This window comes from Streptococcus sp. IsoGale022 (assembly GCF_031142805.1).
Classification (GTDB): domain Bacteria; phylum Bacillota; class Bacilli; order Lactobacillales; family Streptococcaceae; genus Streptococcus; species Streptococcus sanguinis_A.
On record NZ_JAKZJI010000010.1, the window covers coordinates 22,017 to 46,304 of the forward strand.

The window sequence follows — 24,288 nt, forward strand, 5'->3', positions numbered from 1 at the left end:
TAGAGTTCATCCTCTTTTGATGTTTGTAATGAAGTTTTTAAATGCCCATTTTAGTCATGTGCTTGTGCCCAGACTTGGGTCAGGTAAAAGACAAAGCTGGCAGCCAGATTGGCCGTATGGTTGTCTATATCGTGAGGTGGAGAGACTTCGACAATGTCAAAGCCGATCAGCTTGCCTGAGGCAGCGATGTGCTGGAAGACCAGAACAGCTAGATTGGGGTCCACACCGAGCGACTGAATAGCACTGACACCAGGAGCGGCGCCAGCTGAGAAGCAGTCAATATCAATGGTCAAATAGACCTGCTCCTTGCCGGCCAGAAAGGTATCAACCGCCTTGCAGACTTCCTTGTAACCCATTTGGTACATATCCATTCCAGTCAGAAACTGGATGGCCTTGGATTTTGCCACAAAGTCAAAGAGAAAGAGATTGTTATTGTGCTCCTGAATCCCTAGGATGAGGTAGTTAAAGGTCTTCTTTTGAGCCAGAGTGTCATCGAACATCTGGCGAAAGCCGGTACCGGAGTTGGGACCAGTCTGGTCATAGGGACGCAAATCAAAGTGGGCATCCATATTGATAACGGCCAAGTCTTGGTCAGGTGCTAGTGACGACTTGAGGCCCAGATAGTGGCCGTAGGCTGTTTCGTGGCCACCCCCTAGGACAATAGGTCGGAGATTGAGCTCTCGCAGGCGTTTGACTGCTCGAGCCAAGCTTTGCTGCAGCTGCTCTAGAGAGCGGTTAGGGCCGTCAATATCGCCAACATCAAAGACGCGAACGTTTCTGCCCAGATGCCAAGGAAGTTTGGCCAGCTGAGTTCGGATAGCTTGTGGTCCTTCGACAGCCCCCACTCGGCCGTGGTTGATATAAACCCCTTTGTCACTCTTGAAGCCAATTAGGGCAAAGTTGACCCCGTCAAAGGGTTTTAAGTTAGGGTCATTTAAGTCCAAAAACTCAATAACCATCCCCCATTTGGCAGCATATAAATCATCATCCAGTCTCTTATGATAGTAGCTGTTATCTAGCTGATAGTAATCTTCTAACATGATTTTGTCCTTTTCCATAACGATACTTGCGACTTTATTATAAGAGTTTCCACAAAGCCTGTCAATGGCTTTTGGCGGGAAAAGAAGCCCAGCTGCATGAGAGCGGGCTTCTTATGTTAGCTTTTTTACAGAGGGATCTGCTTTAGAACTGAATGCTCAAGTCCACAGCCTTTTCAACGGCTGCTAGGAATTCTTCGTTTTCAATCAGCTCAGAAGCCTTGTTGAGCTCTTCGTAGATTTCGATGTCCTTATCAAACTCGATAAAGCGGACATGCTGGCGGAAGAGGTCGTAGGCTGGCTTGGTTCCTTTACCAAGTTCATGGTTTTCTGGTTTCAGATCCAGAGCTTGGCAGGCTGCCATGATTTCTGTTGCTACGATGCGGCGAGAATTCTTGAGAATTTCAGCTGCCTTGCGTGCTGCGGTTGTTCCCATGCTGACAAAATCTTCTTGGTTTTCACAAGATGGGATAGAGTCTACGCTGGCTGGATGAGACAAGACCTTGTTCTCAGAAGCAAGCGAAGCACAAGCATACTGGGTAATCATAAAGCCAGAGTTGAGTCCTGGGTGTTTGACCAAGAATGATGGCAGCTTGCTCAGTTGGCTGTTGACCAGACGTTCTACACGACGCTCGGATACATTACCGATTTCAGAAATAGCGATACCGAGGAAGTCGAATGGCTGTGCCATTGGTTCTCCGTGGAAGTTACCACCTGAGATGACATGACCTTCCTTGGTGATGATAGGGTTGTCTGTCACTGAGTTGATTTCAATCTCAACCTTGGCCTTGACATAAGCGATAGAGTCCTTGCTGGCACCATGAATCTGCGGAATACAACGCAGGGTATATGGGTCTTGGACCCGTTGTTGAGTGGCTACGGTCGTATTTCCACTGCCTTCTAGAAGATTGCGGATATTGCGGGCTGTAGCCAGCTGTCCGCTTTGAGGACGGATGGTATGCAGGTCTTCTTCGAAAGGACTGGTAATACCATTGTGGACTTCCATGGAAAGAGCGCCAGCGACATCTGATAATTTAAGCAGCTGGATGGCATCGTAGGTAGCCAGAGCTCCGATACCTGTCAGAACAGTCGTACCGTTAATCAGCGCCAGCCCTTCCTTGGCTGCTAGAGCAATTTTCTCGATACCGGCCTTGTCCAAAGCTTCTTGTCCAGAGAGTAATTGGCCTTGATAGTAAGCGCGACCCAGTCCTAGCATAGGTAGAACCATGTGAGCTAGCGGTGCTAAATCTCCAGAAGCTCCTAGAGAGCCTTTTTCTGGAATGTAAGGTACAACGCCTTTATTGAGCAATTCCAATAGCTTTTCGACAGTAGAGAGACGAATACCAGAATAGCCCTTGACCAAGGAATTAATCCGAATTAACATAATCGCGCGGACTGCATCTTCTGGCAGGGGATCACCAAAGCCTGAAGAGTGCGTACGGATGAGGTTTTCTTGCAGCTGCGTCGTATCTTCTGGTGAGATGCTGACATTGCAGAGAGAGCCAAATCCAGTTGTAACACCGTAGACCACCCGCTTTTCGCGGACGATGTCATCTACGATTTTACGGGAAGCTTCGACAGCTTCCTTTGCTTCTTGGACAATTTCGCAGGTGGCTCCATGTCGGGCTACTGCGATAACATCTTCAAGTGTTAGACTGTTTCCGTCTAAGTGAATCAATTTTGACATATAGAATCCTCCATTATGGGATATAATGCTTTGAGTTAGTCAGGATTAGTAGGAACCTGTTTTCGACCGTGCATGAAGTAGTAGACTAAGCTGGCAACGGCAGCTCCAATGACACCGTAGACTACGTTCATCGGATTATCAGCTACAATCATAATCAAGCTGACAACAACAGCTAAGACTGGGATGATAGGGCCGAATGGTACACGGAAGACAACCTTCTTTTCTGGATACATTTTTCTGAGTTTCAAGACCGCCAAAGCAGTTGGAATGTATTGGAAGAAACGGAAGACCACGCTGAGGGTTGCCAATTCTTCAAATTTACCAGAGAAGAGTAGGGCGATGGCACATGCTCCAGAAATGATAATTGCTACAACAGGAGCGTTTTTAGAGTTGGTTTCTGAAATTTTCTTAGGGAGCAAGCCTTCATCTGCGATGGCTGCACCATAACGCGGTACCATGATGGATTCCCCGATATTAAGACCGGCGATTGAGATAAGGGCACCAATAGAGACAATCCAAGTACCAGCAGGGCCGATCATTGCTACGAAGGCATCTTGTACAGAAGCATCCGTCTGCATAATATGGTTACCCAGCATAGCGATGGTTCCAGCGATGATGAGCATATAAAGGACAGAAACGATACTAATGGAGCCTAGGATAGCCCGAGGCACGTTCTTTTCTGGGTTGCGCATTTCACCGGCAACGATAGACATGGTTTCAAAGCCAATGAAGCCATAGAAGATATAAACGGCTGTGTTGGCAATAGCAGTCATGACATTGGTTCCAGGTTCAAGCTGTAGGAAAGGAGTGAAGTTTCCTTTGTCTATTCCACCTTTGATAAAGAAGATGGCACATGCTGCAAAGGCAATGATTGGAATCAACTTCGCTACAGTTGTAGCCAGTGTGAAAAATTTAGAGGTCTTCAAACCAGCAATATTCATCAAGCTAAGCAAGACAATCAAAGTGATACTAAGGACCAATTCGTAAGGAGTAAAAGCCGGGAAGGTAATGACGAAGAGTCGGGCAAAGCCGGCAGCCATTGCTGACCAAGCGATGATGGTTACGACCCAGCCTAGAAAACCAACGTTAAATCCAATGAAGTCTCCAAAAGCCGCTTTGGAATATTGGAAAGCTCCGCCATTCTTGTTAAAATAACCAGCAGTTTCTGCCAAGCAGACAGCTAAGAGAATAACGAGGAGGGCAGTTCCAAGCATGACAGCTAGAGAGGCAGGACCAAGTCCTTTATAAATCTTTTGCGGTAGGAGGAAAATCCCTGAACCGATAACGGCATTGATACCGTAGAGAGTTGCACCGGAAAAGCTGAATTTCGCTTTTTCCTGTTCTTGTTCTTGTGCAGTGAGTTTAGTTGCATCCATAATAATGTTTCTCCTTTAGAGATATGGGATCCTTTCCAAGTAAAGATAGAATGGTGACAAGGCATCATGGTATCTTTACTTAGTAGGGATGTGGGTCAAACCAGCCCAAATAGCAAGGGGCGTTCCCTTTGGCTGGTTACTCGAAAACATTATTTGCAGCTCAGTTTCCTGAGTCTCTTTTTCCACTATCAGAAGCTGCTCTGCCTCTAGGTTAAGTGCTGGCAGGTTTGTTCCCGTCAACATCAGATCACCTAAGGCATAGATAAATTGAATTTCGTCATCTCGGCTAAGCTCTTGCCCATTCGAGATGGCAATCATCTGTCCCTGATAATGGTCGCTGTAGATTAAGTTAAAGTCGGTACAAGTCCCCCGACTTGTGATAGAATCACTCCCTTCAAAGATATAGGGAGTAAAGGGAGCTAGAACCGTTTCCTCCTGCCGGCTGGCATTGTGGAGATGAAGTGTATGGTCCAGGCTCATGAGAATGCGGTGAAAGCCGCTGAGGTCAGAAAACTGACTTTCAGCCAACTCCACAGTCGCTGTTGAGAGGCGATAGTCAAAGTCCCGCTTGCCATAGTGGCCAGTTGACGGGGAAAGATAAAGCTGTTTTGTCTTTCCCCCCGACCAATCGGAAACTTGAAAATCATTTGCTCTTAGAAGGGTTACATGTGTCATTTTTGGTATTTATTTAGAACAAACCGCTGATATTGCCGTCTTTGTCAACATCAATCTTTTCGCTGGCTGGCACTTTAGGCAGCCCTGGCATGGTCATGATCGCACCAGTCAAAGCAACGATGAAGCCTGCACCGGCAGAAACTTTGAGCTGGCTGATAGTCACGACAAAGTCTTTAGGTGCGCCTAGCTTTTTAGCATCGTCTGAGAAGGAGTACTGAGTCTTAGCCATACAGATAGGATAGTTGGAGAAGCCCAGCTCTTCCAGTTGTTTGAGTTCGCGTTTAGCAGCAGGAGTCAGGCGAACGCCCTTACCTCCATAAACCTTGGTAACAATTTTGTTCAGCTTGGTTTCAATGGAGTCCTCTTCATTATATACAAATTGGAAGTGATTGTCTCCTTCGGCCAGTTCAACGACTTTTTCAGCCAACTCTTTACCGCCAGCTCCGCCATTCGCCCAGACGTCAGAAATCACTACGTCAACTCCGCGTTTTTGGCAGGAGTCATAAACTGCTTGCAATTCTGCTTCGGTATCCAGAGGGAATTTATTGATGGCAACGACTGCTGGCAATCCATAAACATCTTGAATGTTTTCCAGATGTTTTTCCAAGTTTGGCAGACCATCTACAACGGCTTGGACATTTTCTTCAGCCAGGTCGCTCTTAGCCACACCGCCGTGCATCTTGAGAGCACGGATGGTAGCAACTAGAACTACAGCTGCTGGACGAAGTCCAGATGTACGACACATGATATCAATGAATTTTTCAGCACCCAGGTCAGCACCGAAACCAGCTTCTGTAACTGCATAGTCGGCATATTTGAGAGCCAGCTTGGTAGCTAGGACACTGTTACAGCCATGAGCAATGTTGGCAAAAGGTCCACCGTGAATCAAGGCTGGCGTGTGTTCCAGAGTTTGAACCAGGTTTGGATGGATAGCGTCTTTGAGCACAGCAGCCATAGCGCCACCAGCTTTCAAGTCCTTGGCAGTTACTGGCTTACCTTCAAAGCTGTAGCCAATGATGATTTTTTCCAAACGGTTCTTGAGATCGGTAATATTTTCTGACAGACAGAGAATAGCCATAACCTCAGAAGCAACTGTAATGTCAAAACCGTCTTCACGCGGAACACCATTGACCTTGCCCTGCAAGCCGTCTACAATGTGGCGCAGTTGCCGGTCATTCATATCTACTGCCCGCTTCCAAGTGATGCGGCGAGAGTCGATGCCTAAGGCATTGCCATGGTGGATGTGGTTATCAATGAGGGCCGCCAGCAGATTGTTGGCAACACCGATGGCATGAAAGTCACCAGTGAAGTGGAGGTTGATATCCTCCATCGGCACAACTTGAGCGTGCCCACCGCCAGCAGCACCGCCCTTGATACCAAAGACAGGTCCGAGTGAAGGTTCCCGTAGAGCGATAACGGCTTTTTTGCCGATAGCAGCTAGTGCATCGACCAATCCGACAGAAGTCGTGGTCTTGCCTTCTCCGGCTGGTGTTGGAGAAATAGCGGTCACGAGAATCAGTTTGCCGTCTGGTTTGTCTTTGAGGGCTTCCAGCTGGCCGGCACTGATTTTTGCCTTGTAATTTCCATAAAGAGACAAGGCGTCTTCAGCAATTCCTAGCTTTTCTGCCACCTCTTTGATGGGCTTCATTTGAACCGAATTCGCAATTTCAATATCTGATAAAACCATATTGTTACCTCTTGAGAAAAGAAAGTCCATTCATGGGAAAGAGTGGACTTCTCTTCCGTTTATCCATTAGACAACTTTCAAAATTTCTTGATAAATATCATCTGCTAGAGAGCAGCCTTTTTGCAGTAGCTCTTCACCCTTGCTGCGGTAGCCTGCGACGAATGCTTCATCCTTGACACCTGACAGGTTGATGAGGACATTGAGCCAAGCCCCTTGCAAACCAGCCTTAAGGTTGAGAGCTGCTACTCCCAGGTCGCTGGCAGCGTTGGTATTGGACTTGCCGACAGCCTTTTGGGTTGTTTGCAGGGCAGCCAAGATGTCTTCCATCATGCCATAAGGTGACTTGGTCGCTTCCTTGAGGGCTTGTTGCATAGCTTCCCGACGGGCAGCTTTGTCTTCCTCTGTCTCCTTAGGCATATCAAAGACAGCAGAGACTAGATTGAAGGCTTCGGTGTCCTTGTCAATAGCTGTGAGCAAGCTTTCTTGCAGGCGGGCGCTTTCTGCGTGCACTTGAGCAATTTCTGCTTCAAATTCTGCGTATTTTTTCTTGCCAAGGGTCAATTCACAGACCATCTTAGTCAGGGAAATACCGTTCGCTGCGGAAAGAGCAGCGGCAGAGCCACCTCCAGGTGCAGGAGCATCTGAGCCTAGGACTTGGGCGAATTCTGTCAAACTTAAATCTACTAATTTCATAGGTTTCTGTCCTCCTAGCCCAGCAAATGGTTTTCCAGAACTTGCTTGCCATAGTCAAAGTCTTCGATTTGCAGATAGTATTCTGCTGCGTCAATCAAAGCCTTGGCTGGAGCCAAACCGATGACTTCTGAGCCGAGGATTCCAACTCCGTAGCGTTTGGCTTCAAAGCGAACTGTTTCAAAGACACGATAGAGTGGGAATTTTTCCAGATTGACCATGTTGATAGAAACCTGAGCAATGTTGCGGTCTTCCAGCATCACGCCAATAGCTTTACAGTACTTGTAGCCACCGCTTGATCCACGGATTATTTTGGCAATATTGTTGGCAATTTCCAGATTGTCTGTATCCAAGTTGATGTTGTAGGCGATGAGCGGCATTCTAGCACCAACAGCAGTGACACCAGCAGTTGGGTGAATCTTTCTTTCACCGTAGTCAGGCGCCCAGTCAGCTTCCAAGAGTTTTTCAGGCATGCCTTCAAACTGACCTTTACGAACCTTAGCCAAATTTTTACGCTCTGGACGAGTTGCTGCATCTTCATAGAGGAAGATAGGGATACCGAGCTCACGGTTGATTCGCTCAGATACTGTCTTCGCAATTTCTACGCATTCCTCACTTGTGATGTCCTTAATCGGTACAAAAGGCAGGACATCAGTTGCGCCCATACGAGGGTGTTCGCCCTGGTGCTTGGTCAAGTCAATATTTTCAGAAGCGTATTTGACCAAACGAAAGGCAACTTCCTGAATATTTTGATCATCACCTACCAAGGTAAAGACGCTGCGGTTGTGGCTGGCATCAGAAGAGTGGTCCAAAAGTGTTACGCCTGGCACGCTCTTAGCTGTTTCCACTAGACCGTCAATGACCGCTTGGTTGCGGCCTTCAGAAAAGTTAGGAATACATTCAACAATTTTTGCCATAAGATATTACCTCGTGATATCAATAATTTTAATTTATAATATGAACTTAATAAAGCAGAACCTCCTCCTGAGCCAGGTTGATACCCAGCTCAGGTCAGAAGTTGGGGGAATTTTTTCCTATTCGAACAACTTTTTAACAGATTCTTTGACCAAATCTTCGTCAGTTAAGTATGGAATGGTAATGTGGTCTGTGCCTTGGTGGAGGCGGTTGTACTCGATAGCTGTCTCAATAGCATGCTCATTGCGAGCCCAGTTACGACGTGCAACTCCGCCGATTGTATCCCAAGCGATAGCAGATTTGATGATTTCATCAATACGTTCACTACCGTCTAATACTAAGTCAAAGCCACCGTTGATTGCTTTACCGATACCAGTTCCGCCACCGTTGTGGAGAGCTACCAGACTCATACCACGAGCTGCGTTACCAGCGTAACATTGCACAGCCATGTCGCAGGTTACATTAGAACCGTCCTTGATATTAGAAGTTTCACGGAATGGAGAGTCCGTACCAGATACGTCGTGGTGGTCACGGCCGATCATGACAGGACCAATCTTGCCTTCGCGTACTAATTCATTGAACTTGAGAGCAATATTGACACGGCCCATACAGTCTTGGTAGAGGATTCGAGCCTGCGTTCCAACAACCAACTGGTTCTTTTCTGCATCGCGAATCCAGTTGTAGTTGTCGCGGTCTTGATAGCGGCGGTTAGGGTCTATTACTTCCATAGCTGCGTGGTCAGTAGCGACTAGGTCTTCGTGCTTACCGCTCAGACATACCCAACGGAAAGGACCATAACCATAGTCAAAGAGCATAGGCCCCATGATATCTTCTACATAAGATGGCCAGATGAAGCCGTCTTTGTCGTCAAAGCCGTTCTTAGAAATTTCCTTGATGCCAGAGTCATAGACTGCCTTCATAAAGGCATTTCCGTAGTCAAAGAAGTAGGTGCCATTGTTAGTCAAGGTCTTGATTGCCTTGAAGTGACGTTCCAAGGTTTCGTCAACCAACTTAGCAAAGGTTTCTTTGTCTTCAGCCAGGAGGCGAGTACGCTCTTCAAAGCTGATGCCAGCTGGACAGTAGCCGCCGTCATAGACATTGTGGCAAGAAGTTTGGTCAGACAGCAAATCAACATGGATATTGTTCTCGTTGACATATTCTAGGAGATCTACGATGTTACCATGATAGGCGATAGAAGTTGATTCGCCAGCTTCCAGAGCTTTTTGAGCTAAGTCAATTGCTTCTTTTGGACTTTCGGCTAATTGGCTAATCCAGCCTTGGGAGTGACGAGTTTCAATCCGAGAATAGTCTACTTCTGCCACGATTGCTACAGCTTTAGCAATTTCGGCTGCTTTCCCTTGAGCTCCACTCATGCCGCCCAGACCAGAAGAGATGAAGAGTTTGCTAGTCAGATCGCCATCATCAGCTACACCCAGTTTCAAGCGTCCAGCATTGAGGAGGGTGTTGAAAGTACCATGGACGATACCTTGAGGGCCAATGTACATCCAGCCGCCGGCTGTCATTTGACCATAGTTGGTCACGCCCATTTCTTCCGCAATTTCCCAGTCCTTCATATTGTCATATTCACCGACCAAGAGGCCATTGGTGATGATAACACGAGGTGCTTCTGGTTTAGATTTGAAAAGTCCAAGTGGATGGCCAGATTCCACGACCAAGGTTTGATGGTCGGTCATGATTTCCAAGTATTTCTTGATGAGGTTGTACTGCATCCAGTTGGCGCAGACAGATCCAGTTTCCCCATAAGTAACCAATTCATAAGGATAAAGAGCGATTTCAAAGCTCAGGTTGTTGTCGATCATGACCTGCATAGCTTTGGCTGCAGTACAGTTCCCTTTGTACTCGTCAATTGGTTTGCCGTAGATGCGTTCTTTTGGACGCCAGCGGTAGCCATAAATCCGTCCGCGAGTTTTCAGTTCTTCCAGAAATTCTGGAATCACTTCCTCATGGAATCTCTTTGGAATATAGCGAAGGGCATTTTTAAGAGCAATTTCGGTTTGAGCTTGAGTCAAACGGAAGCCCCGGTCAGGTGCTCGACGGATGCCTTCTTGGAAAATTGTTTTTTCAGGTAGTACATCGTCTAATTTGACGGTCATTGCTGCTGCAATTTCATTTTCGCTAAAGTATGACATGAAAAATCCTCCTTTTAGTCAAGTGTAAAATATCTTTCTCCTACATTCTATAAGACTCCCGTCCATAAAGAGTCAAGAAAATGACAAAAACAGTAAAAAAAGCGGGACTCCTATCTTTTACAAGCTTTTGACTATAATTTGACGATAGTGTATTATGATGAAAAGCAAATATGTCGGAAAATGAAATGGAGGAACAAGCATGACTGCTGATTTACTATTAACTCACTTTAATCAAGTCTTCTGTCCCAAGGATCTCGGTCATCCACTTTTTGGTGAGGAGATGAAGGAAGCTCAGGTTTTGGAAGACGGCTACATTGCAGTCAAAGACGGTAAAATCCTAGCGGTTGGCAGCGGAGAGCCGGACGCCAGTCTGATTGGACCAGATACTAAGATTCAGTCTTATGAGGGCAAGATTGCTACGCCTGGCTTGATCGACTGCCATACTCACTTGGTCTACGGCGGCAGTCGGGAGCATGAATTTGCTAAGAAATTAGCAGGTGTCCCTTATCTGGAAATTCTTGCCCAAGGTGGCGGTATTCTCAGTACAGTTCGCGCGACGCGAGAAGCTTCTTTTGACACTCTCTATGATAAGTCTAAGAGACTGCTGGACTATATGCTGCTACATGGGGTGACGACTGTTGAGGCCAAGAGTGGCTATGGTCTGGACTGGGAAACGGAGAAGCGTCAGCTGGATGTCGTTGGAGCTCTGGACCGTGACCACGAGATTGACCTCGTTTCTACCTTTATGGCTGCCCACGCCGTTCCACCAGAATACAAGGGACGCTCTCAGGAATATCTGGAGCTCATCGTCGAGGAAATGCTGCCTCGGGTAAAGGCAGAGAATCTAGCTGAATTCTGTGATATTTTCTGTGAAAAAGGCGTCTTTACAGCTGACGAGTCGCGCTACCTGCTTTCTAAGGCTAAGGAAATGGGCTTCATGCTTCGTATCCATGCTGATGAAATCGAGTCTATCGGTGGAGTAGATGTAGCAGCTGAACTAGGAGCAACTAGTGCAGAGCACTTGATGGTAGCGACCGATGAGGGCATTCGCAAGATGGCAGAAGCCAAGGTTATCGGCAATCTCCTGCCAGCAACTACCTTCAGTCTGATGGAAGATACCTATGCACCAGCCCGCAAGATGCTGGAAGCTGGTATGGCTATCACTCTGACTACTGACAGCAATCCAGGCTCTTGTCCAACTGCTAACCTGCAGTTCGTTATGCAGCTGGGCTGCTTTATGATGCGTCTGACGCCAGTGGAAGTTCTTAACGCTGTAACCATCAATGCGGCCTACTCAGTTAACCGTCAAGATAAGATTGGCAGCTTTGACACTGGCAAGCAGGCTGACATTACCATCCTAGACGCTAAGAATATTGACTATCCACTTTATTTCTTTGCGACCAACCTGACCTATCAGGTTTACAAGGCTGGAAAACTAGTCGTTGATCAAGGAAGAATTGTCTAGGTTCTCTAAAAACGAATCGTATTTTTCGGACTCTCTCTGGTGACAGGGAGAGTTTTCTTTATATCAAAACTTTCCCTTGCCATTCTGCCGCAAGTCTGCTATAATAGTTATTTGTGAGCAAACCTCACTTACCCCTTGCAAAGTCTCGGGGTCATTAGACCAAAAGGAGGAAAAATCAATGGCTAAATACGAAATTCTTTATATTATTCGTCCAAACATTGAAGAAGAAGCTAAAAACGCTTTGGTAGCACGCTTTGACTCTATCTTGACTGACAATGGTGCAACTGTTGTTGAATCAAAAGACTGGGAAAAACGTCGTCTTGCATACGAAATCCAAGATTTCCGTGAAGGACTTTACCACATCGTTAACGTTGAAGCAAATGACGATGCAGCTCTTAAAGAGTTTGACCGTCTTTCAAAAATCAACGCTGACATTCTTCGTCACATGATCGTCAAACTTGACGCTTAAGAAGGTAGACTATGATTAATAACGTTGTACTGGTGGGTCGCATGACCCGTGATGCCGAGCTTCGCTATACTCCGCAGAATCAAGCGGTCGCAACATTTACTCTGGCTGTCAATCGCAACTTTAAAAATCAAAGTGGCGAGCGAGAAGCAGACTTTATCAATGTTGTCATCTGGCGCCAGCAGGCAGAAAATCTTGCAAACTGGGCTAAAAAAGGAGCCCTAATCGGAATTACAGGTCGTATTCAAACGCGTAACTATGAGAATCAGCAAGGCCAGCGTGTCTATGTCACAGAAGTTGTTGCGGACAATTTCCAACTCTTGGAAAGCCGCTCTAATCGTGAAGGTCAGTCATCTGGCGGATACGGTGGGAACAGCTTTGGCGGCAGCTCTGCTCCAAGTTATGGCAGTGCAGACTCGTCTAACCAAGTACCGAACTTTTCTCGTGATGAGAGTCCATTTGGCAATTCAAACCCAATGGATATCTCAGACGACGATCTACCTTTCTAAGGATCGAATCTAACTATAATATAAAGGAGAAAACACATGGCTCAACAACGTCGTGGCGGATTCAAACGCCGTAAAAAAGTTGATTACATCGCAGCGAACAAAATTGAATATGTTGATTACAAAGATACTGAGCTTCTTAGCCGTTTCGTTTCAGAACGTGGGAAAATTCTTCCTCGTCGCGTAACAGGAACTTCAGCTAAAAACCAACGTAAAGTAACAACAGCTGTCAAACGCGCTCGCGTAATGGCTTTGATGCCTTTCGTAAATGAAGACTAATTAGGTTCCCTGCCTTGGCAGGGTTTTTTAGATAGATAATAGAAGAATAGAAAACTAAAAAGACAGTTCATCAGGACTGTCTTTTTTATAATTTATTAAATTTAAAGATTTCTTATCTCGTAGGCCCCATAGTCGCGCTCTTGATGTTGAAGCGTTTTTTGAGATAGAAGCGCAGGGTTAGGGTAATAGCGCCGACAATAGCAACTACGATATTGGACAGGCGGGGATTGAGGAATTCAGGTAGGAGACTAGTCAGGACGATGGACATGCTCCAGAGGAGAATAGCCGCTGCCATGGTAAGGATAGACTTGAGCAGTTTAGGGCGCTGGCTACGGTCCTTATCTGGTCCGTAGAAACGGTAGATAAAGTGGTAGAGAGCATAGAAAGAAAGGCCGCCGACGATGCTTCCGAGTACGAGAGTCGTCAGTCCATAGACAGATGGCTGAGAGGAAGCCAGATTGACGATAGAGGTCAGGAGGGTAAAGAAACCAAAGATAAAGAGGACGGAGTCCAGCATCATCCATTTAGGATCGTCATTTTCTTTTGGATGTTCGGCATCATAGCGATCTTTTGCAGTCAGAGAAGCTGCCCAAGTAGTTGGGGCTCCGTAGAGGCCGCGGGCTGTGATACCCTTGGTTTGGTTTTCCAGGATTTCTGGCAGAATGCCTTCTAAGATAGTCTGGATTTCCTGATCGGATTTGCCGTCTTGTAAGAGCTGGTTAGTCGCGATATGGATAAATTCTTTGTTTTTTTTGCTGAGTTTGTCGAGGGATACTTGTGACATAGGTCTTCTTTCTAAAGGTTAAAATAGTTTTTTGTGCATGAGATAGGCCATGACCGAAGCACTCATGGCAAAGGCGATGAACATGATAATCCAGAAGGCATGTGGTTCACCGTTGAGAGGCAATTCGTTATTTTTGAAGTTCATCCCATAGGCCGAGAAAATCATGGTCGGAATCGACATGACGATGGTCACCAGAGCCAAGGCTTTCATGATATTGTTCTGGTTATTAGAAATGATGGAGGCAAAGGTCTCTGTCATACTGTGGAGGATGTTGCCGTAGATATCAGCCATCTCAATGGCCTGCTGGGTCTCAATCAAGGTATCTTCCAGCAAGTCCTCGTCTTCCAGATATTTCTTGATATTGCTGGTGGAGCTGGTCAACTTCTTAATCACGCGCTCATTTGTCTTAAGGGAGGCCTTGAAATAGACGATGGTCTTTTCCAACTCCATAAGCTCAATCAGTTCTTCATTTCGCGTGGACTTGTGCAGCTGGTTTTCAATCTGCTCACTCTTGCGTTCAATGGAGCGCAGGGCTGTCAGATATAGCTCAGCATTGCGGTAGAGAATCTGAAAGATAAAACGTGACTTCATAAAAGTATAGAAGTTGCGCAAGCGCCGGTGAATGAAGACATCTAGCAGAGGCAATTTCTCCAAACAAGTGGTGATAATAGCCTCTTCCGTGATGATAATACCAAGGGGAATCGTGACATAGTATGTCTGGTTATTCCGCTCCTCTGTGATGGGCACGTCAACGATGATCAGCGTGTACTCATCCTCGATCGTAACCCGGGACATTTCTTCCGCATCGAGCGGTGCTCGCAGGTCTGCGATGTCAATACCAAAGGCGTTGGCGATTTCGATTGATTCACTCTGGGAAGGATTGACAAGATTAATCCAAGTGCCTGATTCGAGCGAATCAATCTCTTTGAATTCTGTCGTAGTTGATAAAAAGACTTGCTTCATAATCATTTTCCTTTCCAGAGTGTTTTTTGCATACCGTACTATTATACTACAAATTCGGGTTTTTGGGGCAAAAGTTTGCAGAAAAATTTGTTATAATGGAGAAGGTTTATAAGTGAAACGAGGTCAAAATGCAAGATAAAATTGTGATTCATGGAGCGCGAGCTCATAATTTAAAAAATATTGATGTAGAAATTCCGCGGGACAAGCTAGTCGTGGTGACCGGTCTGTCGGGTTCGGGCAAGTCCAGTTTGGCTTTTGATACCCTCTATGCTGAAGGGCAGCGCCGCTATGTGGAGAGTCTGTCGGCCTATGCCCGGCAGTTTTTGGGCAATATGGAAAAGCCGGATGTGGACTCGATTGATGGTCTCAGCCCAGCTATTTCCATCGACCAGAAAACGACTAGTAAAAATCCGCGCTCAACAGTGGGAACTGCTACTGAAATCAACGACTACCTGCGCCTGCTCTATGCTCGTGTTGGGACGCCATACTGTATCAACGGTCACGGCGCTATTACGGCTTCATCTGTTGAGCAGATTGTTGACAAGGTCTTGGAATTGCCAGAGCGTCAGCGGTTGCAGATTTTAGCACCAGTCATCCGCAAGAAAAAGGGTCAGCATAAGACCGTTTTTGATAAGATTCAGAAGGACGGTTATGTCCGTGTGCGCGTGGATGGTGACATTTACGATGTGACGGAAGTGCCAGAGCTATCCAAGAGCAAGCAGCATGATATTGAAGTTGTAGTGGACAGAATTGTCATCAAGGAAGGGGTGCGTAGCCGTCTCTTTGACTCGGTCGAAGCAGCTTTGCGGATTGCTGAGGGCTATGTGATTATTGACACCATGGACGGTCAAGAGCTGCTCTTTTCTGAGCATTATGCCTGTCCAGTTTGTGGTTTTACAGTCCCAGAACTGGAGCCACGCCTCTTTTCTTTCAATGCGCCTTTTGGCTCCTGTCCGGACTGTGATGGTCTGGGGGTTAAGCTGGAGGTGGATCTAGATGTGGTTGTGCCAGAAGCTGGCAAGACCTTGCGCGAAGGAGCGCTAGCGCCTTGGAATCCCATCTCCTCCAACTACTATCCGCAGATGCTAGAGCAGGCGATGGCAGCCTTTGGTATTGATATGGACAAGCCTTTCGAGGAGCTGACTGAGGAAGAAAAACAGCTGATTTTCTTTGGCTCAGATGGGCGGGAGTTCCATTTCCACTATGAAAATGAGTTTGGCGGCGTGCGCGATATCGACATTCCTTTTGAGGGGGTTGTCACCAATATCAACCGCCGCTACCACGAGACTAATAGTGATTTTACTCGGACGCAGATGCGGGCTTATATGAACGAGCTGACCTGTGCAGCTTGTCAGGGCTATCGACTCAGTCCTCAGGCTCTTTCTGTCAAGGTTGGCGGCGAAGATGGCTTGCATATCGGTGAGATTTCAGACTTGTCCATTGCAGATCATTTGCTTCAGTTGGACAAGCTAAACTTGACTGATAATGAAGCTACTATCGCACGCCCTATTCTCAAAGAAATTCATGATCGCCTGACCTTCCTTAATAACGTTGGCCTTAATTACCTGACTTTGTCTCGCTCGGCTGGGACTCTATCAGGAGGAGAAAGCCAGCGGATTCGCTTGGCGACCCAGATTGGTTCAAACCTTAGCGGAGTCCTCTATATCCTGGACGAGCCCTCTATTGGCTTGCACCAGCGTGACAATGACCGCCTGATTGCCAGCCTTAAGAAGATGCGTGACCTGGGGAATACCCTCATCGTAGTTGAGCACGATGAGGACACCATGCGGGAGGCTGACTGGCTGATTGATGTGGGACCAGGAGCCGGTGTTTTCGGCGGTGAAATCGTCGCAGCCGGCACTCCTTCGCAAGTAGCTAAGAGTAAGAAATCTATCACAGGCCAATACTTGTCAGGTAAGCGGGAAATCCCAGTACCATTGGAACGCCGTGTAGGCAATGGCCGCTTTATTGAAGTGACAGGGGCTCAGGAAAATAATCTGCAGAATATCACAGCTAGATTCCCCTTGGGTAAATTCATTGCTGTGACAGGAGTTTCTGGGTCTGGTAAGTCAACGCTGGTCAACTCTATCCTTAAAAAGGCCATCGCCCAAAAACTCAACCGCAATTCTGCCAAGCCAGGTAAGTTCAAGAAAATCAGCGGCATTGAGCATGTGGATCGACTGATTGATATTGACCAAAGTCCGATTGGTAGGACACCGCGCTCTAATCCGGCTACTTATACTGGAGTCTTTGACGATATTCGCGATCTCTTTGCCAAGACCAATGAAGCCAAGATTCGCGGCTACAAGAAGGGCCGTTTCAGCTTTAATGTCAAGGGCGGTCGCTGTGAGGCCTGCTCGGGTGATGGAATTATCAAGATTGAAATGCACTTCCTACCTGACGTCTATGTGGCCTGCGAGGTCTGCCACGGGACTCGCTATAATAGCGAGACTTTAGAGGTTCATTACAAGGAGAAGAATATCGCTCAGGTTCTGGACATGACGGTCAATGATGCGGTAGAATTCTTCCAGCATATTCCCAAGATTGCCCGCAAACTCCAGACTATCAAGGACGTAGGGCTGGGCTATGTGACTCTGGGGCAGCCAGCCACCACTTTGTCAGGTGGTGAAGCCCAGCGGATGAAGCTAGCCAGCGAACTTCACAAGCGCTCGACTGGAAAGTCCTTCTATATCCTGGATGAGCCGACCACGGGTCTGCATTCTGAAGACATTGCCAAGCTCCTTCAAGTGCTATCACGATTTGTGGACGATGGCAATACAGTACTCGTTATCGAGCACAATCTGGATGTTATCAAGACAGCTGACCATATCATCGACTTAGGACCAGAAGGCGGTGTCGGTGGTGGTACGATTATTGCGACGGGTACGCCTGAAGAAGTCGCAGCTAATCCAGCCAGCTATACCGGCCAATATTTGAAAGGCAAGCTGCATGTGAAATAATACATCAAATCCCTGTTAGATATTAAAAACAGGGATTTTTCGTGTCGGAGAATGCTGGTCAGATTTAAGTCTTAGATAGGGCTTGTAAAAAAATATCCTATTTGACTGGTTTTTTGATATAATAAGCTTAGTTATTTCATGGAGGTGGCTCATGTTATCAAGAGTTGAAAAGTTTGAAGCAGCATTGGCTCAGACAGAATGCGACGCTGTTTTAGTAACCAATCTGAAAAATATTTACTATCTGACTGGTTTCAGCGGGACGGAAGCGACAGTTTTCATCAGCAAGAATCGTCGGATTTTCCTGACGGATGCGCGCTATACGCTGATTGCCAAGGGAGTAGTCCAAGGTTTTGATATTGTCGAAACACGCGACGCGATTGGGGAGATTGTCAAGATTATTGCAGATGACAAGTTGCAAAAAATCGGTTTTGATGACGAGATTTCCTATGCCTACTTCAAGATGCTGGAAAGTGTCTTCTCGGCCTACGAGCTGGTTCCCATGACAGCCTTTATTGAAAATCTGCGCATGATTAAAGATGAGCAAGAAATCGCGACCATTCGCAAGGCCTGTCAGATTTCGGATCAAGCCTTCCTAGATGTACTGGATTTTATCAAGCCTGGTGAGACGACAGAGCTGGCTGTTATGAACTTTTTAGATGCCCGTATGCGGCAGCTAGGTGCTTCAGGAGCCTCTTTTGACTTCATCATTGCTTCGGGCTACCGCTCTGCTATGCCACATGGCGTGGCTAGTGACAAGGTCATTCAAAAAGGGGAAACCCTGACCATGGACTTTGGCTGCTACTACAATCACTATGTCAGTGATATGACGCGGACTGTTCATGTGGGACAGGTGACGGACGAGGAGCGGGAGATTTATGATATTGTTCTGCGCAGCAATCAAGCCCTGATAGAAGCAGCCAAGGCTGGGCTTAGCCAAATTGATTTTGACCGGATTCCGCGCCAGATTATTAACGATGCTGGCTACGGTCCTTACTTTAGCCATGGGATTGGTCACGGTATCGGCCTGGACATCCATGAGATTCCTTACTTCGGCAAGTCAGAAGAGCCGATTGAGGCGGGCATGGTCTTGACTGATGAGCCGGGTATTTATCTGGACGGCAAATACGGCGTCCGCATCGAAGACGATCTCCTCATCACAGAAACAGGCTGCGAAGTCCTAACTCTTGCGCCGAAAGAGTTGATTGTTATTTGAGAATTATCAGGCTTTATGATAGAATAAGTAGAAATATAATTTTAAAAAGAGGTAATATAGAATGATTGAAGCAAGTAAGCTGAAAGCTGGAATGACTTTCGAAACAGCTGATGGGAAACTCATCCGCGTTTTGGAAGCGAGTCACCACAAACCAGGTAAGGGAAATACGATTATGCGTATGAAGCTGCGCGATGTTCGTACTGGCTCTACCTTTGATACCAGCTACCGTCCAGAAGAAAAATTTGAACAAGCCATTATTGAAACTGTTCCAGCTCAATACTTGTACCAAATGGATGACACTGCTTATTTCATGAATACTGAGACTTATGACCAATATGAAATTCCAGTAGTCAATGTAGAAGAAGAATTGAAATTTATCCTTGAAAACTCTGATGTGAAAATCCAGTTCTACGGAACAGAAGTGATTGGTGTGACAGTACCGACAACAGTTGAATTGGTCGTGACAGATACTCAGCCGTCTATCAAGGGAGCTACTGTTACCGGATCTGGTAAGCCAGCAACACTTGAGACAGGTCTTGTTGTCAACGTACCAGACTTCATCGAAGTTGGACAAAAATTAATCATCAACACTGCAGAAGGAACTTACGTTTCTCGCGCATAATATAGAAGAGGTAATAACTATGGCAGCTGAACAATTAGGTGAAATCGTCATTGCGCCACGTGTTTTGGAAAAAATCATTGCCATTGCAACGGCAAAGGTAGAAGGTGTTTATTCCTTCGCAAATAAGAGTATGTCAGACAGTCTTTCTATGCGCTCACTCGGTCGGGGAGTATCGCTCCATACAGATGAGACAGGTGATGTGACTGTAGACATCTATCTGTATTTGGAATACGGTGTCAGCGTTCCGACTGTTGCAGTAGCGATTCAGAAGGCTGTAAAAAGCGCTGTTTTTGATATGGCTGAGGTAGAACTATCTGCTGTCAATATCCATGTGGCAGGTATTGTTCCAGAAAAGGCACCGAAGCCAGACTTGAAAGATCTATTTGATGAGGACTTCCTCAATGACTGATATACTGTTGGAATCCAGAAGAGGTCTGCGCCAGCGGGCTTTTCAGGCCCTGATGAGCCTAGAGTATGAGGGGGATCTTGTGGAGGCTTGCAGATTTGCCTATTCGTATGATAAGGACGAAGAGGCAGACAAAGCGGCGGAAGCTGATATTCCAGCCTTCTTGCTCAATCTGGTCTCTGGGGTAGTCCAGTCCAAGGACGACTTGGACAAGAAAATTGCCCAGCACCTCAAAAAGGGCTGGACAGTGGATCGTCTGACGCTGGTCGAAAAAAACATCCTGCGTCTGGGTATCTTTGAGATTACAGAGTTTGACACCCCGCAGCTGGTAGCGGTCAACGAAGCCATTGAGCTTTCCAAGCAATTCTCTGACGAAAAGTCCAGTAAGTTCATTAATGGGATTTTGAGTCAATTTATCGTTGAATAAAATGAAGGTCGAGACAAGTGTCTTGGCCTTTTTGCTTGTCAATTGTCGTTTGAATCGCAAATAGCTTATCGAATCATCAAAATCCGCACAAAGAGCATGAAATATCTGAGTGAAAAAAACTCTTCTTGAAAGCCTTTACAAGTTTAAAAAGAATCGGTATAATAAATACAGAAAACGTTTGCATAGATGTTCTCTATAAGAAAAAAATAAAGGAGTTTTCTGTTTATGAAAAATAACTATCACCTACAGTCTCGGATGGGCGAAAAGCGTCATTATTTCGGCATCCGTCGCTTAAAAGTAGGAGTAGCCTCTGTTGTCATTGCATCAGGATTCCTACTGGGAAATGCCCAGCTAGTCCAAGCGGATGAGGCGAGCACAGCTACCAGCCCAGCAACAGAAGCAGTCTCTGATGCAAATGCAGCAGCCCAACCTAAGTCAGCAGATGAAGAAAAAACTGGAGAGGCAGATAGTTCAGGAGCGGGGGCTTCAGAGCAGGCGGCTCCAACTGGTGTTCAAGCAGATCAAGCTCCAGCTAGTGCAGGTTCGGAAGCAGCTGGTCAAGGTGCAAAGGAAACCGCTACTCCCGCTGAAAAAGAGAAGCAAGAAGCAAGTAACCAACCAGCCGTATCAGATACTTCCGCGAAAGATGCTATCGAAGAAGGCAATATTCGCTTTCATTTCAAAACCTTGCCGTCACAAAATCTAGACAGTTTGGGCTTGTGGACTTGGGATGATGTTGAGACGCCTTCTAGCCAAAAGGGAGGTTGGCCGACTGGAGCGACTAGTTTTGCGACTGCTAAAGAAGACGACTACGGCTATTATCTTGATGTCAAGATGGCCGAAAAACGAAGCAAGATCAGCCTTCTAATCAATAATACAGCAGGTCAAAATATTACGGGTGACAAGACAGTTGAACTGCTCAGTCCTCAGATGAATGAGGTTTGGTTTGACACGGACTATAACCCTCATACTTATGAACCTTTGAAAAAAGGGGTGGTACGGATCAACTACTATCGTACAGATGGCCAGTATGATAAGAAGTCGCTCTGGCTCTGGGGAGATGTCCAAAACCCAAGCAAGAATTGGCCTGACGGAGTGGATTTTGAAAATACTGGCAAATACGGTCGCTATGTAGATGTCTCTTTGAAAGATGCTGCTAAGATGATTGGCTTTTTGCTTTTAGACGAGAGCAAATCAGGAGATGATGTGAAGATTCAAAATCAGGATTATAATTTCGCTAATTTGGAGAAAAACAGCCAGATTTTCTTGCGTGATGCGGATCCGACAGTTTATACTAACCCTTATTTTGTCAATGATATTCGTATGACGGGAGCCCAGCATATTGGCTTGACCGAGATTGAAGCCAGCTTTTCTACCTTAGAAAATGCTAAAAAAGAGGACATTTTAAAGAACTTAAAGATTACAGACAAAGATGGCAATGAAGTCGTTGTTAAAGATGTAGTTCTGGATCCTAAGGCCAAAAGTGCCAAATTCATTGGTGATTTTAACCAAGCTCAGTCACCTTATCTTATCAAATATGGCAATGATCAATTCAAAACTAGCATGAACTGGCAACTGAAGGATAGTATTTACAAGTATGATGGTGATTTGGGAGCGCGTGTTTCTCAAGCGGGCAAACAAGTGGACCTAACTTTCTGGTCACCAAGTGCAGACCAAGTTGATTTGGTGGTCTATGACAAGGAAGATCAGAACAAGGTCATTGGACGCCTGGCTATGCAGAAAGGTGAGTCGGGTACATGGACCAGCAGTTTGACACCTGAGAGCGGTCTAGGAATTTCTGACTATCGTGGATATTTCTATCATTATGAAATTACTCGTGGCGGCAAAAAGGTTCTTGTGCTGGATCCTTATGCCAAGTCTTTAGCTGCTTGGAACAGTGAAGATGCGGACAAGGGGGATGCCTACAAGATTGCCAAGGCAGCCTTTGTAGATCCAAGTGAATATGGACCGAAAGACTTAACCTATGCTACTATACCGAACTTTAAGAAGCGGGAAGATGCCTTGATTTATGAGGCGCACGTTCGTGATTTTACTTCAGATCCAGCTATTTCAAAAGATTTGAAATCTCAATTTGGAACCTTCTCAGCTTTCATTGAGAAATTGGATTATTTGAAAGACTTGGGGGTGACCCACGTTCAGCTCCTGCCAGTTCTAAGTTATTACTTTGTAAATGAGCTGAAAAATGCTGAGCGCATGGACAAGTATGCTTCCAGCAACAGCAACTACAACTGGGGCTATGACCCGCAAAACTACTTCTCGCTGACAGGTATGTACTCCAGCGCGCCGACAGATCCAGCCAAGCGCATTGAGGAATTCAAAAATCTTGTCAACGAAATTCATAAGCGTGGAATGGGCGTTATCCTGGATGTGGTCTATAATCATACGGCTAAGACCTCTATCTTTGAAGATTTGGAGCCCAATTACTACCACTTTATGGATGCGGATGGGACACCGAGATCCAGCTTTGGTGGTGGCCGCTTGGGTACTACTCACTATATGAGCAGACGGGTCTTGGTGGATTCGATCAAGTACCTGACAGAGCAGTACAAGGTAGATGGTTTCCGCTTTGATATGATGGGAGACCACGATGCTGAGTCCATCCAAAAAGCCTTTGAAGAAGCCAAGAAGCTTAACCCAAATCTCATTATGCTGGGTGAGGGTTGGAAGACTTATGCAGGTGATGAAAATAAAGCTGTCCAGCCTGCTGACCAATCTTGGATGAAGTCAACAGACACGGTAGCGGTCTTCTCAGATGACATTCGCAACACCTTGAAATCGGGTTATCCAAATGAGGGAACGCCAGCCTTTATCACTGGTGGCAAGCGCAGTGTAGAAAATGTCTTCAAAAACATCAAGGCGCAGCCAACTAATTTTGAGGCGGATAGCCCAGGGGATGTGATTCAGTACATCGCAGCCCATGATAATCTGACGCTCTTTGACATCATTGCCCAGTCGATCAAGAAAGATCCGGCACTAGCTGCCAATTATCAGGAGATTCATCGCCGCCTGCGTCTGGGAAATCTGATGATTCTGACTTCGCAAGGGACACCATTTATCCACTCTGGTCAAGAGTACGGCCGGACCAAGCAATTCCGTGATCCTGCCTATAAATATCCGGTCTCAGAAGACAAGGTTCCTAATAAAGCGCATTTGTTGACCAATGAGGACGGCACTCCGTTTGACTATCCGTATTTCATTCATGATTCTTATGATTCGAGCGACGCGGTCAACCACTTTGACTGGACTAAGGCGACTGATTCGGAGAAGTTCCCTGAAAATGCCAAGAGTCGTGCCTATATGAAGGGCTTAATTGCCCTGCGGAAATCAACGGATGCCTTCACTCGCAGTTCCAAAGCAGAAGTGGATCAAAATGTAACCCTCATCACCCAACCTGGCAAGGATGGTGTTGAGAAAGAAGACCTTGTTCTCGGCTACCAAGTGGTTGCGTCAAATGGCGATATTTATGCAGTCTTTGTCAATGCGGACACCAAGGAACGACAATTTAACTTTGGTGAAGCTTACAAGCATCTAGCAGGTGCAGAGATTGTGGCAGATGGCAATACGGCAGGAGTGACAGCCATTTCTGATCCGGCAGGTGTCACCAGAAACAGCAATGGTTTAGCCCTGGCTCCGCTAACAGCGACTATTTTGAGAATTAGAAAAAGTATCCCAACTCAGGAAGAAAAATCTCAAGCTCCAGTAGCCCAAGAAGAGCAGCGGTCTGTCCCTTCTGTATCCAGTACTCAGCCTCAGGCTTTATCCTTGGATGGGCAAAAACCTCAGGATTCAGCAGTAAAAGAAGCGGCTAGCCAAACAGAACAAGCCTTGCCAAAAACGGGAACAAGCACTTCCCTACTGGCACTTTTAGGCGGCTTCCTTGCTTTCCTGGCTGGTCTGTTAACCTTTAGAAAGAAAGAGTAATAATTTGATGAATGCCCTGTGAGAAATTTTTTAGACTA

20 protein-coding genes are annotated in these 24,288 nt (G+C 46.2%); 10 read left to right on the top strand and 10 right to left on the bottom strand.

What is annotated here, in order from left to right; all coding sequences use genetic code 11:
• Positions 1–50 precede the first annotated feature (50 nt).
• The 8 genes from hutG to RG608_RS06475 all read right to left on the bottom strand — a co-directional run bounded on the left by hutG (position 51) and on the right by RG608_RS06475 (position 10,217).
• The gene (hutG, locus tag RG608_RS06440) at positions 51–1,040 is read right to left on the bottom strand and encodes a formimidoylglutamase (RefSeq protein WP_308946735.1); all 990 of its coding nucleotides are present in this window, start codon (positions 1,038–1,040) and stop codon (positions 51–53) included.
• A 142-nt stretch (positions 1,041–1,182) separates the two neighbouring features.
• Entirely contained in the window at positions 1,183–2,724 is a 1,542-nt protein-coding gene (gene hutH / locus RG608_RS06445; RefSeq protein WP_308946736.1) for a histidine ammonia-lyase, read from the bottom strand.
• Between the two features lie 35 nt (positions 2,725–2,759).
• Positions 2,760–4,100: an APC family permease gene (locus RG608_RS06450; RefSeq protein ID WP_308946737.1), complete on the bottom strand. Its 1,341-nt coding sequence runs from the start codon at positions 4,098–4,100 to the stop codon at positions 2,760–2,762.
• A 75-nt stretch (positions 4,101–4,175) separates the two neighbouring features.
• Complete coding sequence (locus RG608_RS06455; RefSeq protein WP_308946739.1) at positions 4,176–4,775, bottom strand: HutD family protein; 600 nt, start codon at positions 4,773–4,775, stop codon at positions 4,176–4,178.
• A gap of 13 nt (positions 4,776–4,788) precedes the next feature.
• Positions 4,789–6,462, bottom strand: a complete 1,674-nt coding sequence (locus RG608_RS06460) for a formate--tetrahydrofolate ligase (RefSeq protein ID WP_268686890.1) — start codon at positions 6,460–6,462, stop codon at positions 4,789–4,791.
• A gap of 66 nt (positions 6,463–6,528) precedes the next feature.
• Positions 6,529–7,155, bottom strand: coding sequence for a cyclodeaminase/cyclohydrolase family protein (locus tag RG608_RS06465; RefSeq protein ID WP_268686891.1), 627 nt, complete (start codon positions 7,153–7,155; stop codon positions 6,529–6,531).
• A gap of 14 nt (positions 7,156–7,169) precedes the next feature.
• Positions 7,170–8,069, bottom strand: coding sequence for a glutamate formimidoyltransferase (ftcD, locus tag RG608_RS06470; protein ID WP_101771756.1), 900 nt, complete (start codon positions 8,067–8,069; stop codon positions 7,170–7,172).
• Positions 8,070–8,186: 117 nt separating this feature from the next.
• Positions 8,187–10,217, bottom strand: a complete 2,031-nt coding sequence (locus RG608_RS06475; protein WP_308946740.1) for a urocanate hydratase — start codon at positions 10,215–10,217, stop codon at positions 8,187–8,189.
• 199 nt (positions 10,218–10,416) lie between these two features.
• Here RG608_RS06475 and hutI point away from each other — a divergent pair, with 199 nt between their 5' ends.
• The 4 genes from hutI (at position 10,417) to rpsR (ending at position 12,933) form a co-directional block, all read left to right on the top strand.
• Positions 10,417–11,682: an imidazolonepropionase gene (hutI, locus tag RG608_RS06480; RefSeq protein ID WP_268686893.1), complete on the top strand. Its 1,266-nt coding sequence runs from the start codon at positions 10,417–10,419 to the stop codon at positions 11,680–11,682.
• A 178-nt stretch (positions 11,683–11,860) separates the two neighbouring features.
• Complete coding sequence (rpsF, locus tag RG608_RS06485) at positions 11,861–12,151, top strand: 30S ribosomal protein S6 (protein WP_002896497.1); 291 nt, start codon at positions 11,861–11,863, stop codon at positions 12,149–12,151.
• An 11-nt stretch (positions 12,152–12,162) separates the two neighbouring features.
• A complete protein-coding gene (locus tag RG608_RS06490; protein WP_002896496.1) occupies positions 12,163–12,657 on the top strand; it encodes a single-stranded DNA-binding protein in 495 nt (164 codons plus the stop codon).
• 36 nt (positions 12,658–12,693) lie between these two features.
• On the top strand, positions 12,694–12,933 hold the full coding sequence (gene rpsR, locus RG608_RS06495) for a 30S ribosomal protein S18 (RefSeq protein ID WP_268686894.1): 240 nt from the start codon (positions 12,694–12,696) through the stop codon (positions 12,931–12,933).
• A gap of 112 nt (positions 12,934–13,045) precedes the next feature.
• Here rpsR and RG608_RS06500 read toward each other — a convergent pair whose 3' ends face one another.
• Both RG608_RS06500 and RG608_RS06505 read right to left on the bottom strand, forming a co-directional pair.
• A complete protein-coding gene (locus tag RG608_RS06500; protein WP_308946742.1) occupies positions 13,046–13,717 on the bottom strand; it encodes a DUF1129 family protein in 672 nt (223 codons plus the stop codon).
• An 18-nt stretch (positions 13,718–13,735) separates the two neighbouring features.
• On the bottom strand, positions 13,736–14,680 hold the full coding sequence (locus RG608_RS06505; protein WP_268686896.1) for a magnesium transporter CorA family protein: 945 nt from the start codon (positions 14,678–14,680) through the stop codon (positions 13,736–13,738).
• 128 nt (positions 14,681–14,808) lie between these two features.
• Here RG608_RS06505 and uvrA point away from each other — a divergent pair, with 128 nt between their 5' ends.
• From uvrA to RG608_RS06535, 6 genes are all read left to right on the top strand, one after another.
• Entirely contained in the window at positions 14,809–17,640 is a 2,832-nt protein-coding gene (uvrA, locus tag RG608_RS06510; protein ID WP_268686897.1) for an excinuclease ABC subunit UvrA, read from the top strand.
• A gap of 151 nt (positions 17,641–17,791) precedes the next feature.
• Positions 17,792–18,853 carry a Xaa-Pro peptidase family protein gene (locus RG608_RS06515; protein ID WP_268686898.1) on the top strand — a complete coding sequence of 354 codons (1,062 nt, stop codon included), beginning with the start codon at positions 17,792–17,794 and terminating at the stop codon, positions 18,851–18,853.
• 61 nt (positions 18,854–18,914) lie between these two features.
• Positions 18,915–19,475, top strand: coding sequence for an elongation factor P (efp, locus tag RG608_RS06520; RefSeq protein ID WP_002896485.1), 561 nt, complete (start codon positions 18,915–18,917; stop codon positions 19,473–19,475).
• A 19-nt stretch (positions 19,476–19,494) separates the two neighbouring features.
• A complete protein-coding gene (locus RG608_RS06525) occupies positions 19,495–19,884 on the top strand; it encodes an Asp23/Gls24 family envelope stress response protein (RefSeq protein ID WP_002896484.1) in 390 nt (129 codons plus the stop codon).
• Entirely contained in the window at positions 19,877–20,308 is a 432-nt protein-coding gene (gene nusB, locus RG608_RS06530) for a transcription antitermination factor NusB (RefSeq protein WP_002915907.1), read from the top strand. The genes RG608_RS06525 and nusB overlap by 8 nt, the downstream gene beginning before the upstream one ends.
• 225 nt (positions 20,309–20,533) lie before the next feature.
• Positions 20,534–24,250, top strand: a complete 3,717-nt coding sequence (locus RG608_RS06535) for a pullulanase (protein ID WP_308946744.1) — start codon at positions 20,534–20,536, stop codon at positions 24,248–24,250.
• Positions 24,251–24,288 lie beyond the last annotated feature (38 nt).